The following is a 21604-nucleotide window of genomic DNA, read 5'->3' as shown; positions in this document are numbered from 1 at the left end:
AAGTGTGTCCGCATCCCGCACTGAACGACTCCTGAATCTCCTGCTTGCCTTGCTCAACACCAGGGTGGGCCTTCCGCGCTCTGTCCTGCGGGAGAAGGTCTATCACGGCTCCGCTGAAAACGACGTCGCCTTCGGGCGGATGTTCGAGCGCGACAAAGTGGATCTGAAGCAGTTCGGCTTTGAGATCGAGACCCTCACCGACCCCCGCAGTTTCGGGTCCGACGATCCCGCATCAACCCGCTATCGCATCGGCAAGGATTCCAACAGGCTTCCTGATGTCAGCCTGACTCCCGCTGAATCCACTGTCCTCCTCCTTGCCGCCCAGTTGTGGGAACGCGCTGCTCTCGGCAACGCCGCAGTCAACGCTGTCCGCAAGCTTCAGGCCGCAGGCGGATTTACCGACGTCGACCTGCCTGCCGGTGTCCAGCCGAGGATCAAGCCAGCGGGACAAGCATTCGACGACGTCGTTGGAGCCATGCACGGCCGGCATGCGGTCCGCTTCGGGTACCTCGCCGGAAGCACCGGGCGTGAGGAATTGCGCGAGGTAGAACCTTGGGGCCTGGGAAGCCGGTTCGGGCAGTGGTACCTCGTGGGGTTTGACCGGGGGAGGGAAGCCAAGAGGATTTTCAGGTTGTCACGCATGACCACCGCCGTCTCAGTCATACCAAGCAGTTCCTTTGAGCCCCCCGCCGGTTTCAACGCCCGGGCGGAGCTGGATTCGCTCAACGAACTTCCCGTGCAGCAGGCTGTCATGGACGTAGATGCCGGACGACTTCTGGCCCTGCGCAAACGTTCTGATTCCATCGGCGCCGGGAAGGAACCGGCTGAGAAGGGGGTGGACGGCCGGGACAGGCTCGTGGTGGACTTCCGGGATCCCGAGCAGTTCGCCGAGGAGCTGGCCTCGTATGGCCCCCACATCAAAGTGGTTGAACCTGCCGAGCTGCGTGCCGCCGTCGTACGCCGGCTCAAAAGCGCTGCGGAGTTCAATGCGTCTCCGGCCATCCCCGTGGAATTCCCCGAAGCTGCGCGCGCGCAGCGATCAAGGAAACGCACGTCCGAAGACCAACTCACCCGCATGCTGCAACTGGTGCCCTTCCTCGTCCACCATCAGGGCCTGCACGTACAGGAGGTAGCCGACCGTTTCCGCATCAGCCGCAAAGCACTTATCGACGACCTAAAAATCCTGATCTGTTCCGGGCTGCCCGGAGGCTACCCGGACGACCTCCTGGACATCCAATGGGAAAACGACCATGTGTACATCACGGAGCATTTGGACCTGAACCGTCCTGTTCGCTTCAGCGAGGACGAAGCCGCGGCGCTGCTGACTGGATTGTCCATGCTCGGCGATCTCCCCGCACTTGCGGGTTTGCCCGAAGACGAACCGGGCAGTGCCCTGGAGTCTGTGACCATCAAATTAACCGGTGCCGCAGGAAAGGCCGGACGCTTGGCCGGTGCCGTTGCAGGCCAGTCGGTGGCGCCCGAGCAATCGGAAGCCTTCGCCTCCATCACGCACGCCATCAGGGACGGCCAACAACTGCGCCTGAGCTACCTCTCCCCTCAAAGGGATGAAGTGACCGAGCGCGACGTGGACCCTCTGCGGCTCTACTCCATGGACAATACCTGGTACTTCGAGGCCTACTGCCATAGCAAGTCGGGACTCCGGAATTTCCGGCTTGACCGTGTGCAATCCCTGGAACCCAATGGCCGTCCTGTCTCCGGGACGGCGACTGCTGATGCAGACTTTCCGGCAAGGCTTTTCACGCCCAGTGATGACGACGTCCTGGTGGTGCTTGAGTTGACCCGGCAGGGCGCTGGCCTGGCTGACGACTACTATGCCGAACGCACTGCGGAATTGCCCGACGGCGGGCTGCTCGCCGAGGTGCGCTTTGGAAATGTGGAGTGGTTACCGATGTTTGTGTCCCAACATGGAGGGACGGTGCGGGTGCTGGACCCTGCGGAGTTGCGTCAGGAAGTCCAAGCGTGGCTCACGGCGGCGCTTGCCCAATACGGCGAAGTTTCCTCGTCGGACAACGTGGCTGGCTAGACTACTCAGATGCCTTGGTGGTTTTGGATCCTGTTGTGGATCGCGCTCATAGCCCTGTCGTTGCTCCTTCATGTGACCCTTGGTTTTCGGCTGTTCAGGAAATTCATGGCCACTGTTCACGAATTAGGAGACGCCGGGAAACGTTTCAGCCATGTCTCTCCTGCCGCAGAAACCTCCGATGTTGAGGCCCCCGAGCGCCGGCCGGAGCCCGGATCCGCAATTTTTGCCTCGCCGGAGCAGATGCGTCATGATTACCTGACGGCCAAAGCCTTCCGCCAGGAAGTTCGTCGCCAGAAGCGCGTTCAGCGCAAAGCAGAGCGGGGTCAGCCCCAATCCCTGCACGACATTGAATTCAGATAGACGTAGGATGTATCCAAAAGGAAAGGACCTCCCCAATGGGACGACTATTTGACGGGCCGTGGCCGATCGTCATCATCATCATCGTTGCGCTTCTCCTGTTCGCTGCCCCCAAGTTGCCAGCGATGGCACGGAGCCTTGGACAGTCAATGCGGATCATCAAGTCCGAGGTCAAGGAGATGAAGAACGATGGCAAGTCCGACACCAAAGACTCTGCCGATACAACCGACGCCGTAGAGGGACGGGTTGTGGACCACCCCGACGCCAGGGCCAAGAACAACGGCGAAACCGACGTTCCGCCAGCCAACCGCGTCTAAGAAGAAGTGGTAACAACGAAAGGGCGCAAAGCCAATCCTGAAGCCCGGATGGCACTGCTTGACCATCTTAAGGAGCTGAAGAACCGCCTCATCAAAGCAGCGATAGGTGTAGTAGTCGCGGCTGTTGCCGGCTGGTTTTTGTATGACCCGGTGATTGATGCTCTGAAGTCCCCGGTTGATTCGATCGCCGGCCATACCGGCGCCATCGCAACCATCAACTTCAGCAGCATAGCTTCCCCTTTCGACTTCAAGCTTCAGATAGCCATCCTGATTGGTCTGGTCATCTCCAGCCCCATCTGGATCTATCAGTTGTGGGCGTTCATCACGCCTGGACTCACGAAGAAGGAACGCCAGTACACCCTCGGTTTCATGGCAGCAGCTGTTCCTTTGTTTTTGGCCGGAGTCTGGGTTGGCTGGTTGGTGACACCCCAGGTTGTCAGGGCCCTTACGCAGTTCACGCCATCCGGCGTGGCCAACATTATCGACGCGAGAGACTACATCGACTTCGTCACTCGAATGATTTTGTTCCTCGGGCTCGCCTTCCTCGTGCCAGTGGTCTTGGTTGGCATCAACATGGCGGGCTTGGTTTCAGGAAAGACGATCTTGAAAGCCTGGCGGATCACCGTCTTTCTCGTCTTCGTTCTGGCGGCCGTAGCAGCCCCCGGCGCTGACGCCCTGTCTATGTTCCTCCTCGCCGGGCCGCTGCTGGTTTTGTTCTTCTCGGCCATCGGCGTTTGCATCTTCAACGACCGCCGGCGGGAACGCCGCGCCATCAAGCGCGCTGCTGAGACCGAAGCCACGGCAGATATTGCCACCCCGGCCTCGGATCTGGAGAATCTCTAGACCTCAGGCCATTAGGCTTGGTGCATGTCCTCCATTTCCGGGTCTCCATCACCATCAGACCGCTACCAGGCGGCAGCTCACCGGGCAGCTGAGGCCAAGACATATCTTGGTGCCTTTGCCTTGACGCTGGACTTCGAATTGGACGATTTCCAGCGTGAGGCGTGCCGCTCATTGCAGGAAGGCCGCGGCGTCCTCGTCGCGGCTCCCACAGGTGCGGGAAAGACGATCGTTGGCGAGTTTGCCATCTACCTGGCTTTGGAACGTGGCCTCAAAGCGTTCTACACGACACCCATCAAGGCGCTGAGCAACCAGAAATTCTCCGAGCTCGCCGCCAAGTATGGCTCTGCCAACGTTGGCCTGCTGACGGGCGATACAACCATCAACGGTGAGGCGCCCGTTGTGGTCATGACCACCGAAGTCCTCCGCAATATGCTGTACGCCGACTCGGAGACCCTCGGCGACCTCGGCTTCGTCGTGATGGACGAGGTCCACTACCTCGCGGACCGCTTCCGCGGAGCCGTCTGGGAGGAAGTCATCATTCACTTGCCCAGTGAAGTGCAGGTTGCTTCGCTGAGCGCCACTGTGTCCAACGCCGAAGAGTTTGGTGCCTGGCTGGATACCGTTCGGGGCGATACTGATGTCATCGTGTCCGAACACAGGCCCGTGCCATTGTGGCAGCACGTCATGGTGGGCAGGGAGATCGTCGACCTTTTTGCCGGCGATACCACTTTTGATGAAATCGCTCCCCAGATACCGGATACAGAAGTTCCGGATCTTAGCGATACTGACGACGCCGTGGACGAGGCCACCCTCCCGGCAGAAACCCGGAAGATCGCCGTAAAGAGTTCCGTGGCACCTCCTGTCCGTCAGGCAGTGACAGGCCCCGAGTTCGAAGTGAACCCGGATCTGCTGGCAATGGCCCGTTCCGAGAGCCGGATGAACTTCAACGGCCGATTCGGCCACGGTGGCCGGAGTCGCCGTCGGCAGGACCGCTATCGGGATGAACGGCAGAACACTGAACAGCGCAGTCCAGTCCGGAAAGCAAGCCGCCCCCAGGTTATTGAAAGCCTTAACCGTCAGGGCCTGCTGCCTGCCATTACGTTCATTTTTTCCCGGGCCGGTTGTGACGCTGCAGTGGCCCAGTGCGCGGCATCGGGACTATGGCTCACTACTGAGCGCGAACAACAGATCATTGCCCAGCGGGTGGACGAAGCAAGCCACGAAATCCCTGCAGACGATCTCGATGTTTTGGGGTTCTGGGGCTGGCGAGATGGCCTTATACGGGGCTTCGCGGCTCATCACGCAGGCATGCTTCCCACCTTCAAGGAGGTAGTGGAGAAGCTGTTTGCGGATGGCTTGGTCAAGGCGGTTTTTGCCACCGAAACGTTGGCACTCGGGGTGAACATGCCTGCGCGTTGCGTGGTATTGGAAAAGCTTGAGAAGTTCAATGGCGAAGCCCACGTCAACATCACGGCGGGGGAGTACACACAGCTCACTGGGAGGGCTGGACGCCGGGGTATCGATGTCGAGGGCCATGCCGTCGTACTGTGGCAGCCGGGAACAGATCCCGCTGCCGTGGCTGGCTTGGCGTCACGCCGCACCTACCCGCTGAATTCCAGCTTCCGGCCCACTTACAACATGAGCATCAACCTCATTGCCCAGTTTGGACGGGTCCGGGCACGGGAAATCCTCGAGTCGTCTTTCGCGCAGTTCCAGGCAGACCGCTCGGTGGTAGGGCTGGCCAGGCAGGTCCGTGGCCGAGAGGAGTCGCTGGCAGGATACGCGAAATCCATGGAATGCCATCTGGGCGACTTCACCGAATACGCCAGGCTCCGGCGGGAGCTCAGTGATACTGAACAGTTCGCTGAACGGAATTACCACCGTGCGCGAAAGTCCAGGGTGGCGGACTCACTGACACGGCTCATTCCAGGAGACGTCATCAGCATCTCCAGCGGCAGACTGGCGGGCTACGCCGTCGTGCTTGATTCCGATGCCAATGCCCGCGAGCCGAGGCCTTCTGTCCTCACCTCGGACAATCAACTGCGCCGGATCGGCGTTCACGACGTCGATGCCCCGGTCTCTCCTGTGACCCGGATCAGGATCCCGAAATCCTTCAATGCCAAGGTCCCCAAATCGCGGCGTGACCTCGCCTCCTCCATGCGCCATGCCATCAGCGACGAAGCGCCCAAGTCGCGTCGCAACAGCAGGCATGAAGACTTTGGACTGGGATCCCGGCTCCCGGACCAGGAACAGAAGATCACTGAACTACGCAGGGCGCTCAGGGCGCATCCTTGCCATGGCTGCAGTGAACGAGAAGATCACGCCCGCTGGGGGGAGCGTTGGTGGAAACTTCGCAAGGAGACAGACGGCCTGATTCGCCAGATCCAAAGCAGGACCAACACGATTGCCAAGACCTTCGACCGCGTCTGCGATGTCCTGTCCGCCTATGGCTACCTCGAAACCAACGACGCCGGCAAGGTCACCATCAGCACGGATGGGCAGCGGTTGCGGCGCATTTACGGTGAGAAGGACCTGCTCATCTCGCAGTCCATCAGGCGGGGTGCCATCAACGATCTCGATGCTGCCGAGCTGGCCTCCTTGGCCAGCACCTTGGTGTACCAGGCAAAGCGTGAAGACCGGGGCCTTCGCCCGAGGATGCCTTCGATTGCACTGGAAACGGCTGTCGACATCGTCGTCCGGGAATGGTCGCAACTTGAGGACACCGAGGAACAGAACAGGCTTCCACTGACCGGCGAACCGGAGCTGGGCCTCATGTGGCCCATGTACAAGTGGGCCAAAGGCCGCCATCTTCAGGACGTGCTCAGCGGCACGGACCTTGCTGCGGGCGACTTCGTCCGTTGGGCAAAGCAAGTGGTTGACCTCCTGGACCAACTCGCCAAAATTCCACAACTGGATCCCCGCTTGACGCGGATCTGCCGTGAATCCATCGATCTGGTCCGCCGGGGCGTCGTGGCTTACTCCACCATCGCCTGACCCGGAACCGTTTTCGAGACCCAGACCTTCTTCAACGCTCGAGGAGCACACCGCATGAACCAGCCAGGCCTGTCCGCCGGCGACCGCCCCCACGAAAACGTTCGCAAGGTGACCCTTTACCGGAACGGTTCGATCTATACCGCTGCCGATCCGTTCGCTACCGCCATGGTGGTGGACGGTGACACGGTGGCGTGGGTGGGTTCCGAGCAAGCGGCAACATCCATCGCTGATTCCACGATGGACATCATTGATCTTCGGGGAGCCCTCGTGGCGCCGGGCTTTGTTGACTCCCATGCGCACTTGACGGAGACGGGCCTCGCTTTGGCTGGACTGTCCTTGACGGGCGTTCGCTCTGCCCGGGAACTGCTGGACGCCGTTGCTGCCGCTGGCGGTACCGGGACTGTCTTTGGGCATGGCTGGGATGAAACAACCTGGCAGGATGCCACCCTTCCAACGCTTGAAGAGCTGGAACAGGCCTCGGGCGGCAGGCAGGTTTACCTTTCCCGCATTGACGTTCACTCCGCCGTCGTTTCATCCTCCCTTGCGGCGTCGGCAGGCCTTGCTGGCATGGACGGCTTCACGGGGGACAGCGGCCGCGTAGTCAGGACAGCCCACACCGCCGCCCGCCTCGCGGCCCGGCGCCTCAGTGAGGCCGAACGGAGTGGGTATCAGGAACAGGCCCTGCATTATGCGGCTTCCAACGGCTACGTTGCCTTGGCTGAAATGTCGGCCCCACACATTTGCGGGCCGGAAGATCTTCACATGGCCATGTCCTGGAACAGGCAAGCCGGCAAACCGCAGGTGCTGCCGTATTGGGGCGAGCTGGCTTCATCGGAAGATCATGCCCGCAGGATCCTGGACAGCGTGGGCCCCGAGGTCCTGGGCTTGGCGGGAGATCTGAACATCGATGGTTCCATTGGTTCGCGGACAGCTGCCTTGAGGCAAGACTATTCCGATGCGCCAGGTCAACGGGGCAACGTGTATCTTTCAGTGGATGAAGTCGCCAAGCACCTTGCTGCATGCTCGCTGTTGGGCATCCAGGGCGGTTTCCACATCATCGGAGATGCAGGACTTGATGTTGCGCTTGAGGCATTGGACGCAGCAGCTGACGAGGTGGGGGAGCAGCGGATCCGCGCGGCGGGTCACCGCTTTGAACACGTTGAGCTCGCCGACCAGTCCGCCGTCGAGAAGCTGGCCAAGTACTCCGTGACTGTCAGCATGCAGCCGGCATTCGACGCTCTCTGGGGAGGCCCSGGGCGACTCTACGAGCAACGACTCGGCGGCCGCAGCAAGGCAATGAACACGTTTGCGTCCTTCTACGCCAGCGGAGTTCCGATCACCTTTGGCAGCGATAGCCCGGTCACACCGCTCAGCCCTTGGTCCAGCATCCGGGCTTGCCTGGAACACAGCAACCCGGACCAGCGCATTTCAGCCCGCGCGGCTTTCCTTGGCCATACGAGGGCGGGCTGGCGGGCCACCAAACACAGGAACCCTCTCATGGGCCAACTCGTCCCTGGCGCGCCAGCAAGCTTCGCGGTATGGGAAATTGAGGAACTCATGGTGCAAGTAGCGGATAGCCGTGTGCAATCGTGGAGCACCGATCCCCGAGCCCGCACCCCCTTGCTCCCGGCACTGGATACTGGCAGCGATCCTGTATGCCTGCAGACCGTGAGGGAAGGCCAGGAGCTCTTCGCTCACGAATCCCTCCGGGTCTGAGGGCACTATTTCCTTGGCTTCGAATGGGCCCCCTGAACTGGGACGATACACGAACCCGCAGGTCAAGTCCTGGTTGACAGCTTTTGTAAAGTCCGTAACATTGAGCCTCAACAGATCGTTAGGGCTTCGGGTTCTCCCGCGAGTAATTATCTGGTCGCGGCCAGAAAATGGTCTGGTGGCGGTACGCGAGTGGGCAGGCCCATAGGGTCCTAGAAAACAGTTCGTCCGGCAAAATAACTGTCCGGACAACACTGGTCCTGGGTCTATGGACCTGCCCTCAGCACTTACCCCTGTGTGGCCATGGCCACAGCTGCCCTTAGTAGTGCACTCGATCGTCCTATAATGGAGAGTTGCGCCAGAATGCCAGCCCCAAGGCTGGTCCGGCACACTGACCGCTCCATCAAGGAAAGGCCTCTTCTTGCGTGTCCTGACGATCATCCCTACCTACAACGAGCTGGAATCGCTCCCCAAGACATTGGGTCGGCTGCGGACAGCAGTACCTGAGTCGGACGTCCTGGTGGTTGATGACAACAGCCCGGACGGCACGGGACAGCTTGCCGACGGCATAGCCGCCGAGGACAAGCAAGTGCACGTACTGCACCGCAAAGGCAAAGAAGGCCTCGGCGCAGCCTACATCGCCGGCTTCAAATGGGGCCTCGCGGCAGGGTATGACGTCCTGGTCGAGATGGACGCCGACGGCTCCCACAAGCCCGAGCAGTTGCCCCTTCTTCTTGATGCCGTCAAGGAGGGCGCGGACCTTGCCATGGGCTCACGCTGGGTGCCGGGAGGCAGCGTTGTGAACTGGCCTCTCTACCGCCAGGCAATCTCCCGAATCGGCAGCACGTACGCCCGCCTCATGCTTGGTTTGAAAATCAAGGACGTCACGGGCGGTTATCGTGCTTTCCGCCGCAGCACACTTGAAGCCCTCAAGTTGGATGACGTGGATTCAGTGGGCTACGGCTTCCAGGTTGACCTTGCCTGGCGCGTGGCCAAGCTCGGCCTGCGTATTGAGGAGCGACCCATCACCTTCGTTGAGCGGGAACTCGGCGCATCGAAGATGAGCGGCAACATTGTGGTGGAAGCCATGATCAACGTCACCAAATGGGGCCTGGCAGCACGGTGGGCCAAGCTCACCAGAAAACAGCCTGCCCTCGCAAAGTAAAAATTCCACAAGAAAAGGCCGGACCAGTTCCCACGAGGAACCGGTCCGGCCTTTTTGCTTGAGTCTGAAGACTAAGCTGAGCGGCGCTCTCCGCGGCGCTCACGCAGGATGTTCAAACGATCCTCAAGGATCTGCTCCAGCTCCGGAAGGCTGCGGCGTTCCAGGAGCATGTCCCAGTGGGTACGGACGGCTTTCTCGTTGGCATCCACGGGACGCTCGCCATCTACGAGCAAGGCTTCCTTGCCAGTCTTGGAAACCCAAACAGGGGGGATCTCGGCTTCGGCAGAGAAGGTTACGAAGACCTGCTCGCCGTCCTCGCAGCGGTATTCAACCCGCTGGCGCGGTGCCGGTTCAACGCCGGACTCGGTTTCCATGCTTTGGGCGCCAAGACGCATACCCCGCAGGCTGCGATCGCTCATGATTACTCCCTCTGTCTGTTCGCGGAGCCTGAACCCCGCGCTAGCCGTAAGCCGTTATTACGGTCCCAACGGACTACTTCTGCACACCTTGCATCACTAATTGCAACGCCTGGCCAAGCTTTAATGTTCCATCCACACTGAACCAGCCGGACAAATATCCCATTATACGCCCATGGATAGCGAGTACCCAAAAGCAGTGCAAACACAGCGAGCGGCCAGCCGCCTGGCTGACCGCTCAACTGCCTGACGAAAGAGTTATTCTGTGGGCCGTGACTGTGCCGCCGTGGTGGATTCCACCGGAGCCGCCGGTTCTGAAGCCGCAGCTTTGTTGCTGCCGCCAAACAGGCCAGCGGCATCGGAGTCACCGTTGACGCCTCCGAGCGCGCTGCCAATGCCCTTCAGGGCCTCGCCAACTTCACTAGGGATGATCCACAGCTTATTGGAACTGCCCTCAGCGAGCTTGGGTAGCGTCTGCAGGTACTGGTAAGCCAAAAGCTTCTGGTCGGGGTTGCCTTTGTGGATGGCATCAAAGACCTTCTGAATGGCCTGGGCTTCACCGTCTGCCCGAAGGATCGCGGCCTTCGCATCACCTTCAGCTGCAAGGATGGCCGCTTGGCGCTGGCCTTCTGCCGTAAGGATTTGCGACTGCTTGGTTCCTTCAGCAGTCAGGATGGCTGCTCGACGGTCGCGCTCTGCACGCATCTGCTTTTCCATCGAGTCCTGGATGGAGTGGGGCGGATCAATAGCCTTCAGTTCCACGCGCGAGACGCGGATGCCCCAGCGGCCTGTGGCCTCGTCCAATACTCCACGCAGCTGGCCATTGATCTGGTCACGGGAGGTTAGCGCCTCTTCGAGGTTCAGGCCACCCACAACGTTACGAAGTGTGGTGGTAGTCAGCTGCTCTACCGCCTGGATGTAGTTGGCGATTTCGTAGGTGGCCGCCCGGGGGTCCGTTACCTGGAAGTAGACCACGGTATCGATCGAAACCACGAGGTTGTCCTCGGTGATGACCGGCTGCGGCGGGAAGGACACCACCTGCTCACGGAGGTCAAGCAACGGCAAGAGCCGGTCGACGAACGGAATCAGGATGGTGAGGCCGGGGTTGAGCGTGCGTTGGTACTTACCGAGGCGTTCAACGACGCCGGCACGTGCTTGCGGGATGATCCTTACCGACCGGACCAACACGATGATGACAAAAATGACGAGAACAATCAGCACAACTGCTGCCGCTGTTCCTCCTAAACCGTCCATGCGTCTCCTTGATTCCCCAATTGCGTGGCTTGCTTTGGCCATTTGCGGGCAGGCTGCCAAGCCGTTATCCGCAGAATTCTGGTTTTCCGGTTCGAATCAGCGCGGGCTGTTTTCCGCAGGCGAGGCAACTACCGCCGTCGCGCCGTCAATCCTGGTGACCTGAACCGTGGCACCGGCGTCGAGGACTCCGGCGGTGCTGCGCGCACTCCAGACGTCGCCGCCGATCTTTACCAGTCCGCTGGTGCCCGTGACGGCTTCGATGACGAGGGCGGGTTGACCGATAAGGCGGTCGATGTTCGTCCGCTGTTCTGCTGGTCCCTTGTGCAGGTGCTTCAAGGCGACCGGCCGGACGAAGGCGATCATCAAGAGGGAGACCACGCTGAAGATGACGATCTGGAGCCAGAAATCGGCGCCGGCGAAGTCCGCGACCAATCCCGCTAGTGCGCCGCCGCCGAGCATGATGAAGAAGAGGTCGAGGGTAAGCATCTCCACCACCGCGAACGCGAGGAAGACCGTGAGCCAGAGCGCCCACCAGTTCTCGCCGAGCCATTCAAACATCAATTCCCCCTTGGTCCCGGATTCCGCCGCAGGCGGGATCACAGTCGCTGTTCCTCCATCCTAGCCCGACGCTGAGTCCCTCGTCAGGAAGCCGAAGCCCCCACTGTGAAGCGGCTGATTCGGAACTTCGCGGTGGTTGCTACGGTCCCAAGCTCATCGGCCAGAAGTGCGAGTTCTTCGGGCTTGATGTGGTGGCCGGCTGGCCCCATATAGGCGATGTCGGCCAGCTCGGAGCCCGTGAGGATGAGCGGCACGTCCAGGTTGTACGTTGAATTAGCGTGGAAATAGCCGCCCAGCGACTCAGCCAGGCGCTCGGCCTTGCCTTCCTCAATGCTGAGCATTCCGGTGCGGGCAGCGATTTCAGCTAAATGTCCGGGCTGCGGCGTCACCACAATCAGTTGTCCACCAGGCCGCAGTACTCGGGCAAACTCTGACGGATTCCGTGGGGCGAACACCACCAGCACGACGTCCACCGCGTCATCGGCAATGGGTAGCGGACGCCAAATGTCCCAGACGAGGTTGGCAGCGTCCCCGTTGAGCCGCGCGGCGCGACGCAGCGCGAATTTGGAGATGTCCAGCCCTATCGCGGAGGCCGGAGTGGTTTCCAGGACGCGGTGGAGGTAATGCCCGGTGCCCGTTCCGGCGTCGAGAACCACGGCCCCGGGCCGCTGCAGCGATGGAGCTACGAAACTGGCGACGCGATCGGCCAGCACAGCGTAATGTCCGCTGTCCAGGAATCGCAGGCGGGCTCCCACCATCTCCGCCGAATCAGCTTCGAACACTGTGCCTTTGCCCGTCAGCAGGTTGAAGTAACCCTGCTTCGCGGCATCGAATACATGCCCGGAATCGCAAACGAGCCGCCGCTGTGGATCTTCGACGAGCTGAAACCGCCCTTCACAAACGGGACATCGGAGGGCGGCAACGGCGTCGGACAACATGGATTCAATCCTACGGTGGGCCGGAGTGTCTGGTGCCGGCGCCAAGCCAGCGGGGCTAGGCTCACCAAGGTGAAACCCGAGCAACTGCCTTTGTTGAACTCCGTCTCCGCCCCAGCCATCCATCCTGACGGGACCAAAGCGGTGGTATCCGTCGTCAGGCCCGATTTCGACGCCGATGCTTATGTCGGTCAATTGTGGAACGTACCGCTGGACACCACCAAGCGCCCACGACGCATTACCCGCGGGTTCAGGGATACTTCCCCGGCTTTCTCGCCTGACGGCCTGGTTTTGGGCTTCCTGCGGAGCGACGCAGAGGGAAAAGCACAACTGTTTGTTGTGGAGTCGGCAGGTGGCGAGCCACAGCAGGTCACGGATCAGCACGCCGGAGTCAACGGGTTTGCGTGGGCTCCCGATTCCCATCGGCTGGTCTTCACCAGTCGTGTTGCGGAACCAGGCCGTTATGGAACGGTCGACGGCGTTACTTCCGGCAGCGAAGATGCACGGCTTATCGGCGTGAACCAGTACCTGATGAACGGCGTGGGCTACGTCCTGGACCAGCGCCAGCAACTGTTCGTCGTTGACGTGCCGGAATTGGGTGGCGAGCCTGTTGTCATTCCCCGCGGCAGAGCCGCCCACGAACGGCCAGGCGCCAGGGTAACTGGCGTTCCCTATGCCAGGCAGATGACGTTCGGCGAATCAGACCATGAGGCGCCCTGCTTCTCGGCCGACGGCAGATTCCTCTACTTCGTAGCCGCCCTCCACGACGGGCATGATGACGACCTCGTAACGTCCGTGTATCGGATGGACGCAACAGGCGGCGAACCCCAGCTCGTCGAACCTCACAACCCAAAACTGCAGACCGTCACGGCCGTGCGGGCGTCCACCGATGGCCGCTCGCTGTTCTTCACCGCGCAGGACCTGGGCGACACAGGACGTGACTTTGTCGCGCGCAACAGCGTTCTCTACTCAATGCCTGTCATCGGGGGAGATGCGGTGGCCCTGACCGACGTCGAGCATTTGGACGTCTCGGGTCCGCTGGAACCGAGCGGACCAGACAGCGTCCTGGTCCTGAACACAGCGTTGGGCAGCGTGGAGCTCCTCGATGTCACTGCGGAAGGAAGCATTACACCGCTCGTCCATGGAGCCCGGGTAGTCAACGGCGCCACTGTCGCTGCCAATGGTGAAATTGCCGTCAGCTTCCTGGACGCGTCTACCGCCGGCGACGTCGCCTCCCTGGAGCGTGGTGAACTGCGTCTGCTGACGGACTTCTCGGCGGGACTACGGAATAACTCACGAGTCAGCGAGCCCGTGGATTTGCAGGCAACCGGCGACGACGGATACCCCGTGAACGGTTGGTTGGTGCTGCCCGACGGCCCCGGACCGCACCCTGTGCTGCTGACCATCCACGGGGGTCCGTTCTCCCAATACACGGGAGCCTTCTTGGACGAAGCCCAAGTCTACGCAGCTGCGGGATACGCAGTAGTGATGTGCAATCCGCGGGGCTCGTCAGGCTACGGACAATCACATGGCCGGGTCATCAAGGAGCGCATGGGAACCGTGGACATGCAGGACGTGCTCGCCTTCCTGGACGCTGCCCTGTCCGCCCACGCAACCTTGGACGCAGACAGCGTGGGCATCATGGGTGGATCCTATGGCGGTTACCTTACGGCGTGGACCATCGCACACGACCACCGTTTCAAAGGGGCCATTGTCGAACGCGGATTCCTGGACCCTGTCAGCTTTGCGGGTACGTCCGATATCGGCTGGTTTTTTGGCGGCGAGTACGCTGGAGCCACACCCGATCAGCTTGTGGCACAGAGCCCCTTGGCCGTAGCCGGCTCTGTCGTGACACCGACCCTGGTGATCCACAGCGAAAACGACCTTCGGTGTCCTCTTGAACAAGGGCAGCGGTACTATGCGCTCCTCAAAGATAGAGGAATTGAGACGTCGTTACTCGTCTTCCCGGGCGAAGACCATGAACTGTCGCGTTCGGGGACTCCGCACCACCGAAAGCAACGGTTCGAACACATCCTTGCGTGGTGGGCCAGGCATCTGCCTACGGCTTCAAACCATATGGCGGATTGATGCACGAAGAGGAGCAGCTAGCTAGCCGTGCAGGAAACCGAGGGTCCGACGTGCATCCTCAACGTCCGGATTGGACCACCGTAGGGAGTGTTCGGCGTTGCTGGAAAGCGATCGCATTTCTGCTTTGTCCACGTAGAGAACTCCCTGCAGGTGGTCTGTTTCGTGCTGCACAATGCGTGCCTGCCACCCTGAGAACCATTCCTCCACAGGACGTCCCTCTGGCGTGAGGTAGCTCAATTCCACATTGCGATACCTGGTGACCACCGCTTGGTAGCCGCTAATGGACAGGCACCCTTCGTAGAAGGACGCTGTCTCATTGCCCAAGGGCCGATATTGCGGGTTGAGCACAACCATGAACTCCATTGGCTCCCTGTGCCGGACCGTTGCCGACTCCGGATCCACCTCGTACTTGTCCTCAAGGACTGCCAACTGCAACGGAATGCCCAACTGCGGAGCCGCCAGTCCAACCCCCGGTGCCGCATGCATGACTTCACGCATCCGCTCGATGAACGCCGCCAATTCAGTGCCATCAAGCTGGCCGTCATAGGGCGCCGCCTGTTGCCGGAGGACGGGGTGCCCGGCTTGAACGATCGGCGGAAGTTCCTCGGTTTCAAGTAGCCGCAGGACTGCGTCCCTGATCTGAAGGGGATTAAAATCAGTGGCCGGGCTGGGCGCCTCGGAGTGAGGTTGCTGCGTCATGACTCGAGCCTAGCGCGAAGGCTCCGCTTCGCGCCTGCGTCCTGCACTACGGTTCGCCCTTGCCGGGCCTCGGTCTCCGTGTTCAGCTAGGCTCGTCGAATGAGCGAAAGCAACCCCCTGGACCATGTACTCGGATTTATCAGGACGGTTGAGTCCGGCGGCGGCGCCACTGAGATCAGTCCGTACCTGGCCTACGACTTCACACTCACGGAATGGCCGCACGCACTATCCAAGACCGGGTCCACCAGGACTCTTCAGGAGACTCTCACCGGCGCGGATCACAGTAAGAACATCGTGGCGAACCAGAGCTTTGAGGTGGTCCGGACCACCTGCGAAGGCAACCGGGTAGTCCTGGAGATGAACTGGTCAGCCACATTGCTGCTGGACCTCCCGCACTGGGACGCTGGCGAAACCATACGTGCGCGGAGCACAGCTGTTTTTGAACTACGGGATGGATTGATCGTCAGCCAGGACACGTACGACTGCTACTACACCCTTCCCGAACAGGCAGCCGCAGGCTCCTGAATGAACGCTGGAGGAACGTGGACGAGCTAGCGCATGGTGAAGCGCCGCTCCACCAGTGCTGAGACCCCCGGCAGTTCCAAGGCGTGGGCTAAAAACGAGTTTCTGGCCGCCATGATTGCCGGAGGCAGAGGCCTTCCGAGCGCCATGTTCAACCCCGCCTGTAAGGAGGCGCGGGCGGCTGCCCGGCGTCGGTCCTTCTCAAACAGTTGAAGCTGGCGGCCGACGCCCTGCCCCCTGAGGGAGGCACCAATGAGAGGTGCCAAGGCAGCAGCGTCAAGCCATCCAAGATTCATTCCCTGGCCGCCAATGGGGCTGATCTCATGGGCGGCGTCGCCCAACAACACGGTTCTGCCATGGATCATGCGCCCCGCAAGCCTGGATTGGACATCAAATGCACTCAGCATGGTGTTGCTGTGCGCATCCACCACCGCGCCGGTCCTGGCTTGGACCAGGGCAGCCAGGTCGGACGCCGTCGCGCCTCTGGCCGGGGCTCCCAGCCGAACCACCCACCGGCGAACAGTCCCAGGCAAGGGGAAAGACTCCACGATTCCCTCGGGCTCCAGATACAGGACCGCGTTGTCTCCGTGTCCGGTCCCGTCCATGAAGTCGCCCATCAGGTAGCTGTCCGGATAGTTGCGTGCCGGTTGGTCCGGGAGGAGACGTTGCCGTATCAGCGAGTGCGCTCCGTCAGCCGCCACCAAAAGACGACTGGTCAACGAAAGTTCTCCTGAAGGTGACGTAGCCCGGATGGTGACCGTGCCGCCGTCGTCGGCAAAATCGCACACGTCCGCGCCGCGGACGATCGCGTCCGGGTCCAACGCAAGGACTGCTTGCTCCAGTGCCTGCTCCGTCACTGGTTGCGGCACCGCGAGGATGAAGGGAAAGTGCGGGTCCCCTGTAAAGGGCAGCTCCGCGATTTTCTTGCCTTTGCTGAACGCAACGCCCCGCTCGATACGCACGCCGGATGCGATTAACGCCCTGGACAGACCGGCCCTTTCCAGTTCGCCAAGCGCCGGCGGGTGAATCCCTATGGCCCTTGAACGGTGGCTCCTGTTCAGTCGGCGTTCAAGGATACGGACCTGGTGCCCTTGCTTGAGCAACAGAACGCCCAGGAACAACCCGACGGGGCCGGCACCCACGATGACGACGTCATGGTCGTCCAACTTCATGTCCAGGATCCATTGCCGGCATGCTCGTAGACGAGCAGGTTGTGCCATGGTCCGTTTCGATCCACCCTCCATCCCCCCGGAGCCGCCGTTTGGAGCTCTGCAGAGGTGAAACTGCGTTTGATGGAGACCAAACCATCTCCGCAGATGAAGGATCCAACGCCCAAAGGCCAAAAGCCGGCCGCGAAGAGAAGGTAGGCGATGTTGCTCCGTTTGAGATCGTTGTGCAGCGCGAGCCTGCGGCTAAGTACTTCCGAGTCCTGCAACACGCCGGCGAGTTGCTCAGCGTCGAGGTGGTGGAGCATGTGGTTCGACAGGACGATATCGAAACTGCTGCCCTCGGCCACAAGCTCCGCACTGTGCGCCCGCCGGTAGGTGACGCCTTCCACCGCTGGCGCACGGGTCGCAAAATTGTATGCCCGTTCGTCAGGGTCTATGGCAGTCACCTCCAATGCAAATCCATCCTTTGCCGCCCATTTGGCCAGGCTTCGAGCGACGTCCCCACCACCGCATCCGATGTCCAGGACCGACGCCGTGCCACTCCCTGCGAGAACTGGCCGGAAGCGGTCACGGTACGTCCGGTGCCATCCGGAAAGGAGGCGGTTAACCACCGGGAAGCGGGCGTAGCTGCGATCCAGGCGCTGGAGGTCACAATCAGGCCGGTCCATGTCCTCGATGGCCTGCAAGTCCCTGTCCTTCAGGGATCCCCATGGGCTCACAGGCTGGGAGAGACCAGGGTAAAGAGGCCTGTCTCCACCGTGAGGCCGGGACCGAACGCCATGGAGCAGATCCACTCCTCGCGTTGATGTGCCGCCTGCCCGAGCATGTACTTCAAGACAAACAGCACAGTGGCGCTACTCATATTGCCGTATTCCCTGAGAGTCTCCCTTGCCGGGACCAGTTGCTCCGCAGTGAGTTCGAGCTTGGATTCGACCTTGTCCAGAATGCTGCGCCCACCCGGATGAATGGCCCAGTGCATTATGTCGCGATAGGGGAGTCCTGCCAGTTGAGGCTCCTTGGCGAGCAGCGGCTCCAAGGCGCCGGTGATGTGCTCCTCGATGATGTGGGGCACATACGAACCCAAGACCATTTCAAAACCCTCGTCACCGATGTTCCAGGCCATCGCTTCTTCACCTACGGGAGTGAGGACCGTTTCGAAGTGGTCCAGCCTGATGACGGGCTCAGGCCCTTGGGGTTCCTTGGACGTCACGATGGCCGCGGCTGCACCGTCGCCGAAGATCGCCGAGCCCATGATGGTGTCAGGGTCGTTGGAGGTGCGCACGTGCAGCGAACAAAGCTCCACGCAGATAACCAAAACGACGGCGGCTGGATCAGCGAGGCAGAACTGCTTGGCTGCTTTCAGGGCTGGAAAAGCGGCGTAGCAGCCCATGAAGCCCAAGTGGTAACGCTGCACGGAGGGGTTCAGTCCCAGTGCTCGGACGACCTTGTAGTCGGGACCAGGGTTGAAGAATCCAGTGCAGGAAACAGTAATGACATGAGTGATGTCATCGAGATCGATATCCGGTACGCGCGCTACTGCAGCTTTGCCGGACTCTATGAAGAGCTTGGTGGCCTCTACGGCAAAAATCTCGTTCCGGACTTTGGTGCTCGGGCTTAGCACTTGGTTGGTTGAGGGATCGAAGAATCGTGGATTTTCGGGATGCGCGTCCAGGCTCAGCTCTTCCACCGCCGTATAGCGGGTATCTATGGCAGCGGAGTCGAAGCAGGTGGAGACCAGTCGCGACCCCAGCCGGGTCAGGCCTGGTTGCGCTGCGAAGACGTCGCGTGCCTGAGACTGCACGAGGATGGTTGGCGGAACTGCGGTTTCAAGGGACCTCATGTATACCGGCATGCTTCATTCTTAGTGAGTCCGCAGCTGAAGACAATGGTTGGAGTGGTTCAGGATTCGCGTCCTCCCGAAGGCATGCAGCGCAGGCCGTTAGTGTGGACAATGACCGTTGCCGCTTTCGCGACGACGAACGAGAATTTTACGTACTGACCGAGGCTGGCCGGTCCGGGCCAGGCGGGCCGACGAGCTTTTGGGCAGCGCCGACCAACAGATGGTGCCTAAAGATGGAGAAATCATGAGCATTGCCACGAGCACCGACACGCAGTCTGCTGCGTCGCACGTAGCAGACACCCACGACCTCATTCGGGTGCAGGGTGCGCGCGAGAACAACCTCAAGGACATCAGCGTAGAGATCCCCAAACGTCGTCTCACTGTGTTCACGGGTGTCTCCGGCTCGGGCAAGAGTTCTTTGGTCTTTGCAACCATCGCCGCAGAATCCCAGCGGATGATCAATGAGACATACAGCGCTTTTGTTCAGGGCTTCATGCCTTCGTTGTCACGGCCGGATGTGGACATGCTGGAAGGCCTGACAACGGCCATCATCGTGGACCAGGAGAGGATGGGCTCGAATCCGCGCTCAACCGTGGGCACTGCGACAGATGCCAATGCCATGCTCCGCATTCTCTACAGCCGGCTCGGGCAGCCCCACATCGGGTCGTCGAACGCGTACTCATTCAACGTGCCCACCGTTAAGGCCAGCGGGGCCATCACCGTCGACCGCGGCGAGGGCAAAACCAAGACGGAGAAGGCCAGCTTCAACCGCCTCGGCGGCATGTGCTCACGCTGTGAGGGAATGGGCTCGGTCAACGATTTCGATCTCACCGCGCTCTACGACGACAGCAAGTCCTTGAACGAGGGCGCGCTCACGATTCCGGGGTACACGATGGATGGCTGGTATGGCCGGATCTTCAGCGGATCAGGCTACTTCAATATGGACAAGCCAATTGCCAAGTTCACCAAGAAGGAGCTCCACGACCTCCTGTACCGGGAACCCACCAAAATCAAGGTCGAAGGCATCAACCTCACCTACGAAGGTGTCATCCCCAAAATCCAGAAATCGATACTCTCAAAGGACGTTGACGCACTTCAACCACACATCCGCGCCTTCGTGGAGCGGGCCATCACTTTCACCACCTGTCCGGAGTGTGAAGGCACCAGGTTGAGCCCGGAGGCACGTTCTTCCAAAATCAGCGGCAAGAGCATTGCGGATGTGTGCAAGATGCAGATCAGTGACCTTGCTTTGTGGATCCGTGAAATCAATGAGCCTTCAGTGGCGCCGCTTCTCAAGGGACTACAGCACCTTCTGGACTCCTTCGCCGGGATAGGCCTCGGATATCTTTCCCTCGATCGGCCTGCCGGTACATTATCCGGGGGAGAGGCGCAGCGAACCAAGATGATCCGGCATCTGGGCTCATCCCTGACTGACATCACGTACGTCTTCGACGAGCCAACCATAGGGTTGCACCCGCATGACATCGAGCGCATGAATCAGTTGCTGCTGCAGTTGCGGGATAAAGGCAACACTGTCCTGGTAGTCGAGCACAAGCCTGAAACGATTGCGATCGCTGACCACGTGGTGGATCTGGGTCCCGGCGCGGGCACAGGCGGCGGCACCGTCTGTTTCGAAGGCGATCTGGACGGGCTGCGGGGGAGCGACACCATCACTGGACGCCACCTCGACGATCGCGCATCCATTAAGGAGCAGGTACGTTCCGCCTCCGGCACTCTTGAAGTCCGTGGCGCCTCCACCAACAACCTTCAAAACGTGGATGTTGATATTCCATTGGGCGTGCTGTGTGTGCTCACCGGGGTGGCCGGATCGGGCAAGAGCTCGCTCATTCACGGGTCCGTAGCCAAACGTGACGGCGTCCTGGTGATCGACCAAGGTGCCATCCGGGGTTCCCGCCGGAGCAATCCCGCAACCTACACCGGACTCCTTGAGCCCATCCGCAAGGCATTCGCCAAGGCCAACAACGTGAAACCGGCACTTTTCAGCTCCAATTCCGAGGGCGCTTGCCCCACCTGCAACGGCGCCGGGGTCATCTACACGGACCTGGGCGTCATGGCCACTGTGGAGTCAACATGCGAGGAATGTGAAGGCAAGCGCTTCCAGGCATCCGTACTGGAGTACAGGCTTGGTGGCCGCAATATTGCAGACGTGCTTGCAATGTCTGTCAACGAGGCTGGGATCTTCTTCAGCGAAGGCGAAGCACGCACACCGGCCGCCCACAAGATCCTGGACCGCCTTGCCGACGTCGGACTCGGTTACCTGACGCTTGGCCAGCCGCTCACCACGCTATCCGGTGGAGAACGCCAGCGGCTCAAGCTTGCCACGCAAATGTCGGAGAAGGGCGACATCTACATCCTGGACGAGCCGACCACAGGCCTTCACCTGGCCGACGTCCAGAATCTGCTCGGGATGCTGGATCGATTGGTGGAGTCAGGAAAGTCAGTCATTGTCATCGAACATCACCAGGCCGTCATGGCACATGCCGACTGGATCATCGACCTCGGTCCCGGCGCCGGACACGACGGCGGCAAAATTGTTTTCTCTGGCACGCCAGCTGACTTGGTGGCTGACCGCTCGACGCTGACCGGCAAGCACCTGGCGGCTTACGTCGGGCTTGATACTCGATTGGCCTGAAAAGACGCCAATCCAGCTTGTTGCGAAGCCGTCTATA

18 protein-coding genes are annotated in these 21604 nt (G+C 60.7%); 10 read left to right on the top strand and 8 right to left on the bottom strand.

Annotated features, from left to right (window positions below):
* The first annotated feature begins 4 nt into the window (after positions 1-4).
* The 7 genes from AB4Y87_RS16050 (at position 5) to AB4Y87_RS16020 (ending at position 9433) form a co-directional block, all read left to right on the top strand.
* Positions 5-2044, top strand: a complete 2040-nt coding sequence (locus AB4Y87_RS16050) for a helix-turn-helix transcriptional regulator (RefSeq protein WP_442005317.1) — start codon at positions 5-7, stop codon at positions 2042-2044.
* Between the two features lie 9 nt (positions 2045-2053).
* A complete protein-coding gene (locus AB4Y87_RS16045; RefSeq protein WP_442005316.1) occupies positions 2054-2404 on the top strand; it encodes a hypothetical protein in 351 nt (116 codons plus the stop codon).
* 35 nt (positions 2405-2439) lie between these two features.
* Positions 2440-2718, top strand: coding sequence for a Sec-independent protein translocase subunit TatA (gene tatA / locus AB4Y87_RS16040; protein WP_442005315.1), 279 nt, complete (start codon positions 2440-2442; stop codon positions 2716-2718).
* A gap of 48 nt (positions 2719-2766) precedes the next feature.
* Positions 2767-3561: a twin-arginine translocase subunit TatC gene (gene tatC, locus AB4Y87_RS16035; protein WP_442005448.1), complete on the top strand. Its 795-nt coding sequence runs from the start codon at positions 2767-2769 to the stop codon at positions 3559-3561.
* A gap of 24 nt (positions 3562-3585) precedes the next feature.
* Positions 3586-6555 carry a DEAD/DEAH box helicase gene (locus tag AB4Y87_RS16030; protein WP_442005314.1) on the top strand — a complete coding sequence of 990 codons (2970 nt, stop codon included), beginning with the start codon at positions 3586-3588 and terminating at the stop codon, positions 6553-6555.
* A 54-nt stretch (positions 6556-6609) separates the two neighbouring features.
* Positions 6610-8271 (top strand): amidohydrolase, encoded by a 1662-nt coding sequence (locus AB4Y87_RS16025; protein WP_442005313.1) that lies wholly within the window; start codon positions 6610-6612, stop codon positions 8269-8271.
* A gap of 418 nt (positions 8272-8689) precedes the next feature.
* A complete protein-coding gene (locus AB4Y87_RS16020) occupies positions 8690-9433 on the top strand; it encodes a polyprenol monophosphomannose synthase (RefSeq protein ID WP_442005312.1) in 744 nt (247 codons plus the stop codon).
* 71 nt (positions 9434-9504) lie between these two features.
* On the opposite strand, the gene AB4Y87_RS16015 is transcribed toward AB4Y87_RS16020, so the two are convergent.
* The 4 genes from AB4Y87_RS16015 to AB4Y87_RS16000 all read right to left on the bottom strand — a co-directional run bounded on the left by AB4Y87_RS16015 (position 9505) and on the right by AB4Y87_RS16000 (position 12599).
* Positions 9505-9852: an RNA polymerase-binding protein RbpA gene (locus AB4Y87_RS16015; protein ID WP_021470504.1), complete on the bottom strand. Its 348-nt coding sequence runs from the start codon at positions 9850-9852 to the stop codon at positions 9505-9507.
* Positions 9853-10107: 255 nt separating this feature from the next.
* Positions 10108-11103 carry an SPFH domain-containing protein gene (locus AB4Y87_RS16010; RefSeq protein WP_442005311.1) on the bottom strand — a complete coding sequence of 332 codons (996 nt, stop codon included), beginning with the start codon at positions 11101-11103 and terminating at the stop codon, positions 10108-10110.
* Between the two features lie 96 nt (positions 11104-11199).
* On the bottom strand, positions 11200-11661 hold the full coding sequence (locus AB4Y87_RS16005) for an NfeD family protein (RefSeq protein ID WP_442005310.1): 462 nt from the start codon (positions 11659-11661) through the stop codon (positions 11200-11202).
* An 83-nt stretch (positions 11662-11744) separates the two neighbouring features.
* Positions 11745-12599: a methyltransferase domain-containing protein gene (locus AB4Y87_RS16000; protein WP_442005309.1), complete on the bottom strand. Its 855-nt coding sequence runs from the start codon at positions 12597-12599 to the stop codon at positions 11745-11747.
* Positions 12600-12668: 69 nt separating this feature from the next.
* On the opposite strand from AB4Y87_RS16000, the gene AB4Y87_RS15995 reads away from it, so the two are divergent.
* On the top strand, positions 12669-14684 hold the full coding sequence (locus AB4Y87_RS15995; protein ID WP_442005308.1) for a S9 family peptidase: 2016 nt from the start codon (positions 12669-12671) through the stop codon (positions 14682-14684).
* 21 nt (positions 14685-14705) lie between these two features.
* Here the strand turns inward: AB4Y87_RS15995 and AB4Y87_RS15990 are convergent, their stop codons facing one another.
* A complete protein-coding gene (locus AB4Y87_RS15990; RefSeq protein WP_442005307.1) occupies positions 14706-15383 on the bottom strand; it encodes a peptide deformylase in 678 nt (225 codons plus the stop codon).
* Between the two features lie 99 nt (positions 15384-15482).
* Here AB4Y87_RS15990 and AB4Y87_RS15985 point away from each other — a divergent pair, with 99 nt between their 5' ends.
* Positions 15483-15908 (top strand): nuclear transport factor 2 family protein, encoded by a 426-nt coding sequence (locus AB4Y87_RS15985; RefSeq protein ID WP_442005306.1) that lies wholly within the window; start codon positions 15483-15485, stop codon positions 15906-15908.
* Between the two features lie 26 nt (positions 15909-15934).
* On the opposite strand, the gene AB4Y87_RS15980 is transcribed toward AB4Y87_RS15985, so the two are convergent.
* From AB4Y87_RS15980 to AB4Y87_RS15970, 3 genes are read right to left on the bottom strand one after another with little or no spacing between them, the layout of a single operon-like run.
* Positions 15935-17077: an FAD-dependent oxidoreductase gene (locus AB4Y87_RS15980; protein WP_442005305.1), complete on the bottom strand. Its 1143-nt coding sequence runs from the start codon at positions 17075-17077 to the stop codon at positions 15935-15937.
* Entirely contained in the window at positions 17074-17793 is a 720-nt protein-coding gene (locus AB4Y87_RS15975) for a class I SAM-dependent methyltransferase (RefSeq protein ID WP_442005304.1), read from the bottom strand. The genes AB4Y87_RS15980 and AB4Y87_RS15975 overlap by 4 nt, the downstream gene beginning before the upstream one ends.
* Positions 17790-18926, bottom strand: a complete 1137-nt coding sequence (locus AB4Y87_RS15970) for a type III polyketide synthase (RefSeq protein WP_442005303.1) — start codon at positions 18924-18926, stop codon at positions 17790-17792. The genes AB4Y87_RS15975 and AB4Y87_RS15970 overlap by 4 nt, the downstream gene beginning before the upstream one ends.
* 232 nt (positions 18927-19158) lie before the next feature.
* On the opposite strand from AB4Y87_RS15970, the gene AB4Y87_RS15965 reads away from it, so the two are divergent.
* A complete protein-coding gene (locus AB4Y87_RS15965; protein ID WP_442005302.1) occupies positions 19159-21567 on the top strand; it encodes an ATP-binding cassette domain-containing protein in 2409 nt (802 codons plus the stop codon).
* Positions 21568-21604: the final 37 nt, after the last annotated feature.

This window comes from Paenarthrobacter sp. RAF54_2, assembly GCF_052113945.1.
Taxonomy (GTDB): domain Bacteria; phylum Actinomycetota; class Actinomycetes; order Actinomycetales; family Micrococcaceae; genus Arthrobacter.
Note: the sequence above shows the minus strand (reverse complement) of the source record. Positions and strands in the feature narration are given on the sequence as shown.

Excerpts from the sequence above, each read along its gene's own strand:
- AB4Y87_RS16015 (WP_021470504.1), bottom strand. The coding sequence starts at position 9,852 with ATGAGCGATCGCAGCCTGCGGGGTATGCGTCTTGGCGCCCAAAGCATG.
- tatC (WP_442005448.1), top strand. The coding sequence starts at position 2,767 with ATGGCACTGCTTGACCATCTTAAGGAGCTGAAGAACCGCCTCATCAAA.
- tatA (WP_442005315.1), top strand. The coding sequence starts at position 2,440 with ATGGGACGACTATTTGACGGGCCGTGGCCGATCGTCATCATCATCATC.
- AB4Y87_RS15985 (WP_442005306.1), top strand. The coding sequence starts at position 15,483 with ATGAGCGAAAGCAACCCCCTGGACCATGTACTCGGATTTATCAGGACG.
- AB4Y87_RS15965 (WP_442005302.1), top strand. The coding sequence starts at position 19,159 with ATGAGCATTGCCACGAGCACCGACACGCAGTCTGCTGCGTCGCACGTA.
- AB4Y87_RS15980 (WP_442005305.1), bottom strand. The coding sequence starts at position 17,077 with ATGAAGTTGGACGACCATGACGTCGTCATCGTGGGTGCCGGCCCCGTC.
- AB4Y87_RS16010 (WP_442005311.1), bottom strand. The coding sequence starts at position 11,103 with ATGGACGGTTTAGGAGGAACAGCGGCAGCAGTTGTGCTGATTGTTCTC.
- AB4Y87_RS16005 (WP_442005310.1), bottom strand. The coding sequence starts at position 11,661 with ATGTTTGAATGGCTCGGCGAGAACTGGTGGGCGCTCTGGCTCACGGTC.
- AB4Y87_RS16030 (WP_442005314.1), top strand. The coding sequence starts at position 3,586 with ATGTCCTCCATTTCCGGGTCTCCATCACCATCAGACCGCTACCAGGCG.
- AB4Y87_RS15990 (WP_442005307.1), bottom strand. The coding sequence starts at position 15,383 with ATGACGCAGCAACCTCACTCCGAGGCGCCCAGCCCGGCCACTGATTTT.
- AB4Y87_RS15970 (WP_442005303.1), bottom strand. The coding sequence starts at position 18,926 with ATGCCGGTATACATGAGGTCCCTTGAAACCGCAGTTCCGCCAACCATC.
- AB4Y87_RS16000 (WP_442005309.1), bottom strand. The coding sequence starts at position 12,599 with ATGTTGTCCGACGCCGTTGCCGCCCTCCGATGTCCCGTTTGTGAAGGG.
- AB4Y87_RS16045 (WP_442005316.1), top strand. The coding sequence starts at position 2,054 with ATGCCTTGGTGGTTTTGGATCCTGTTGTGGATCGCGCTCATAGCCCTG.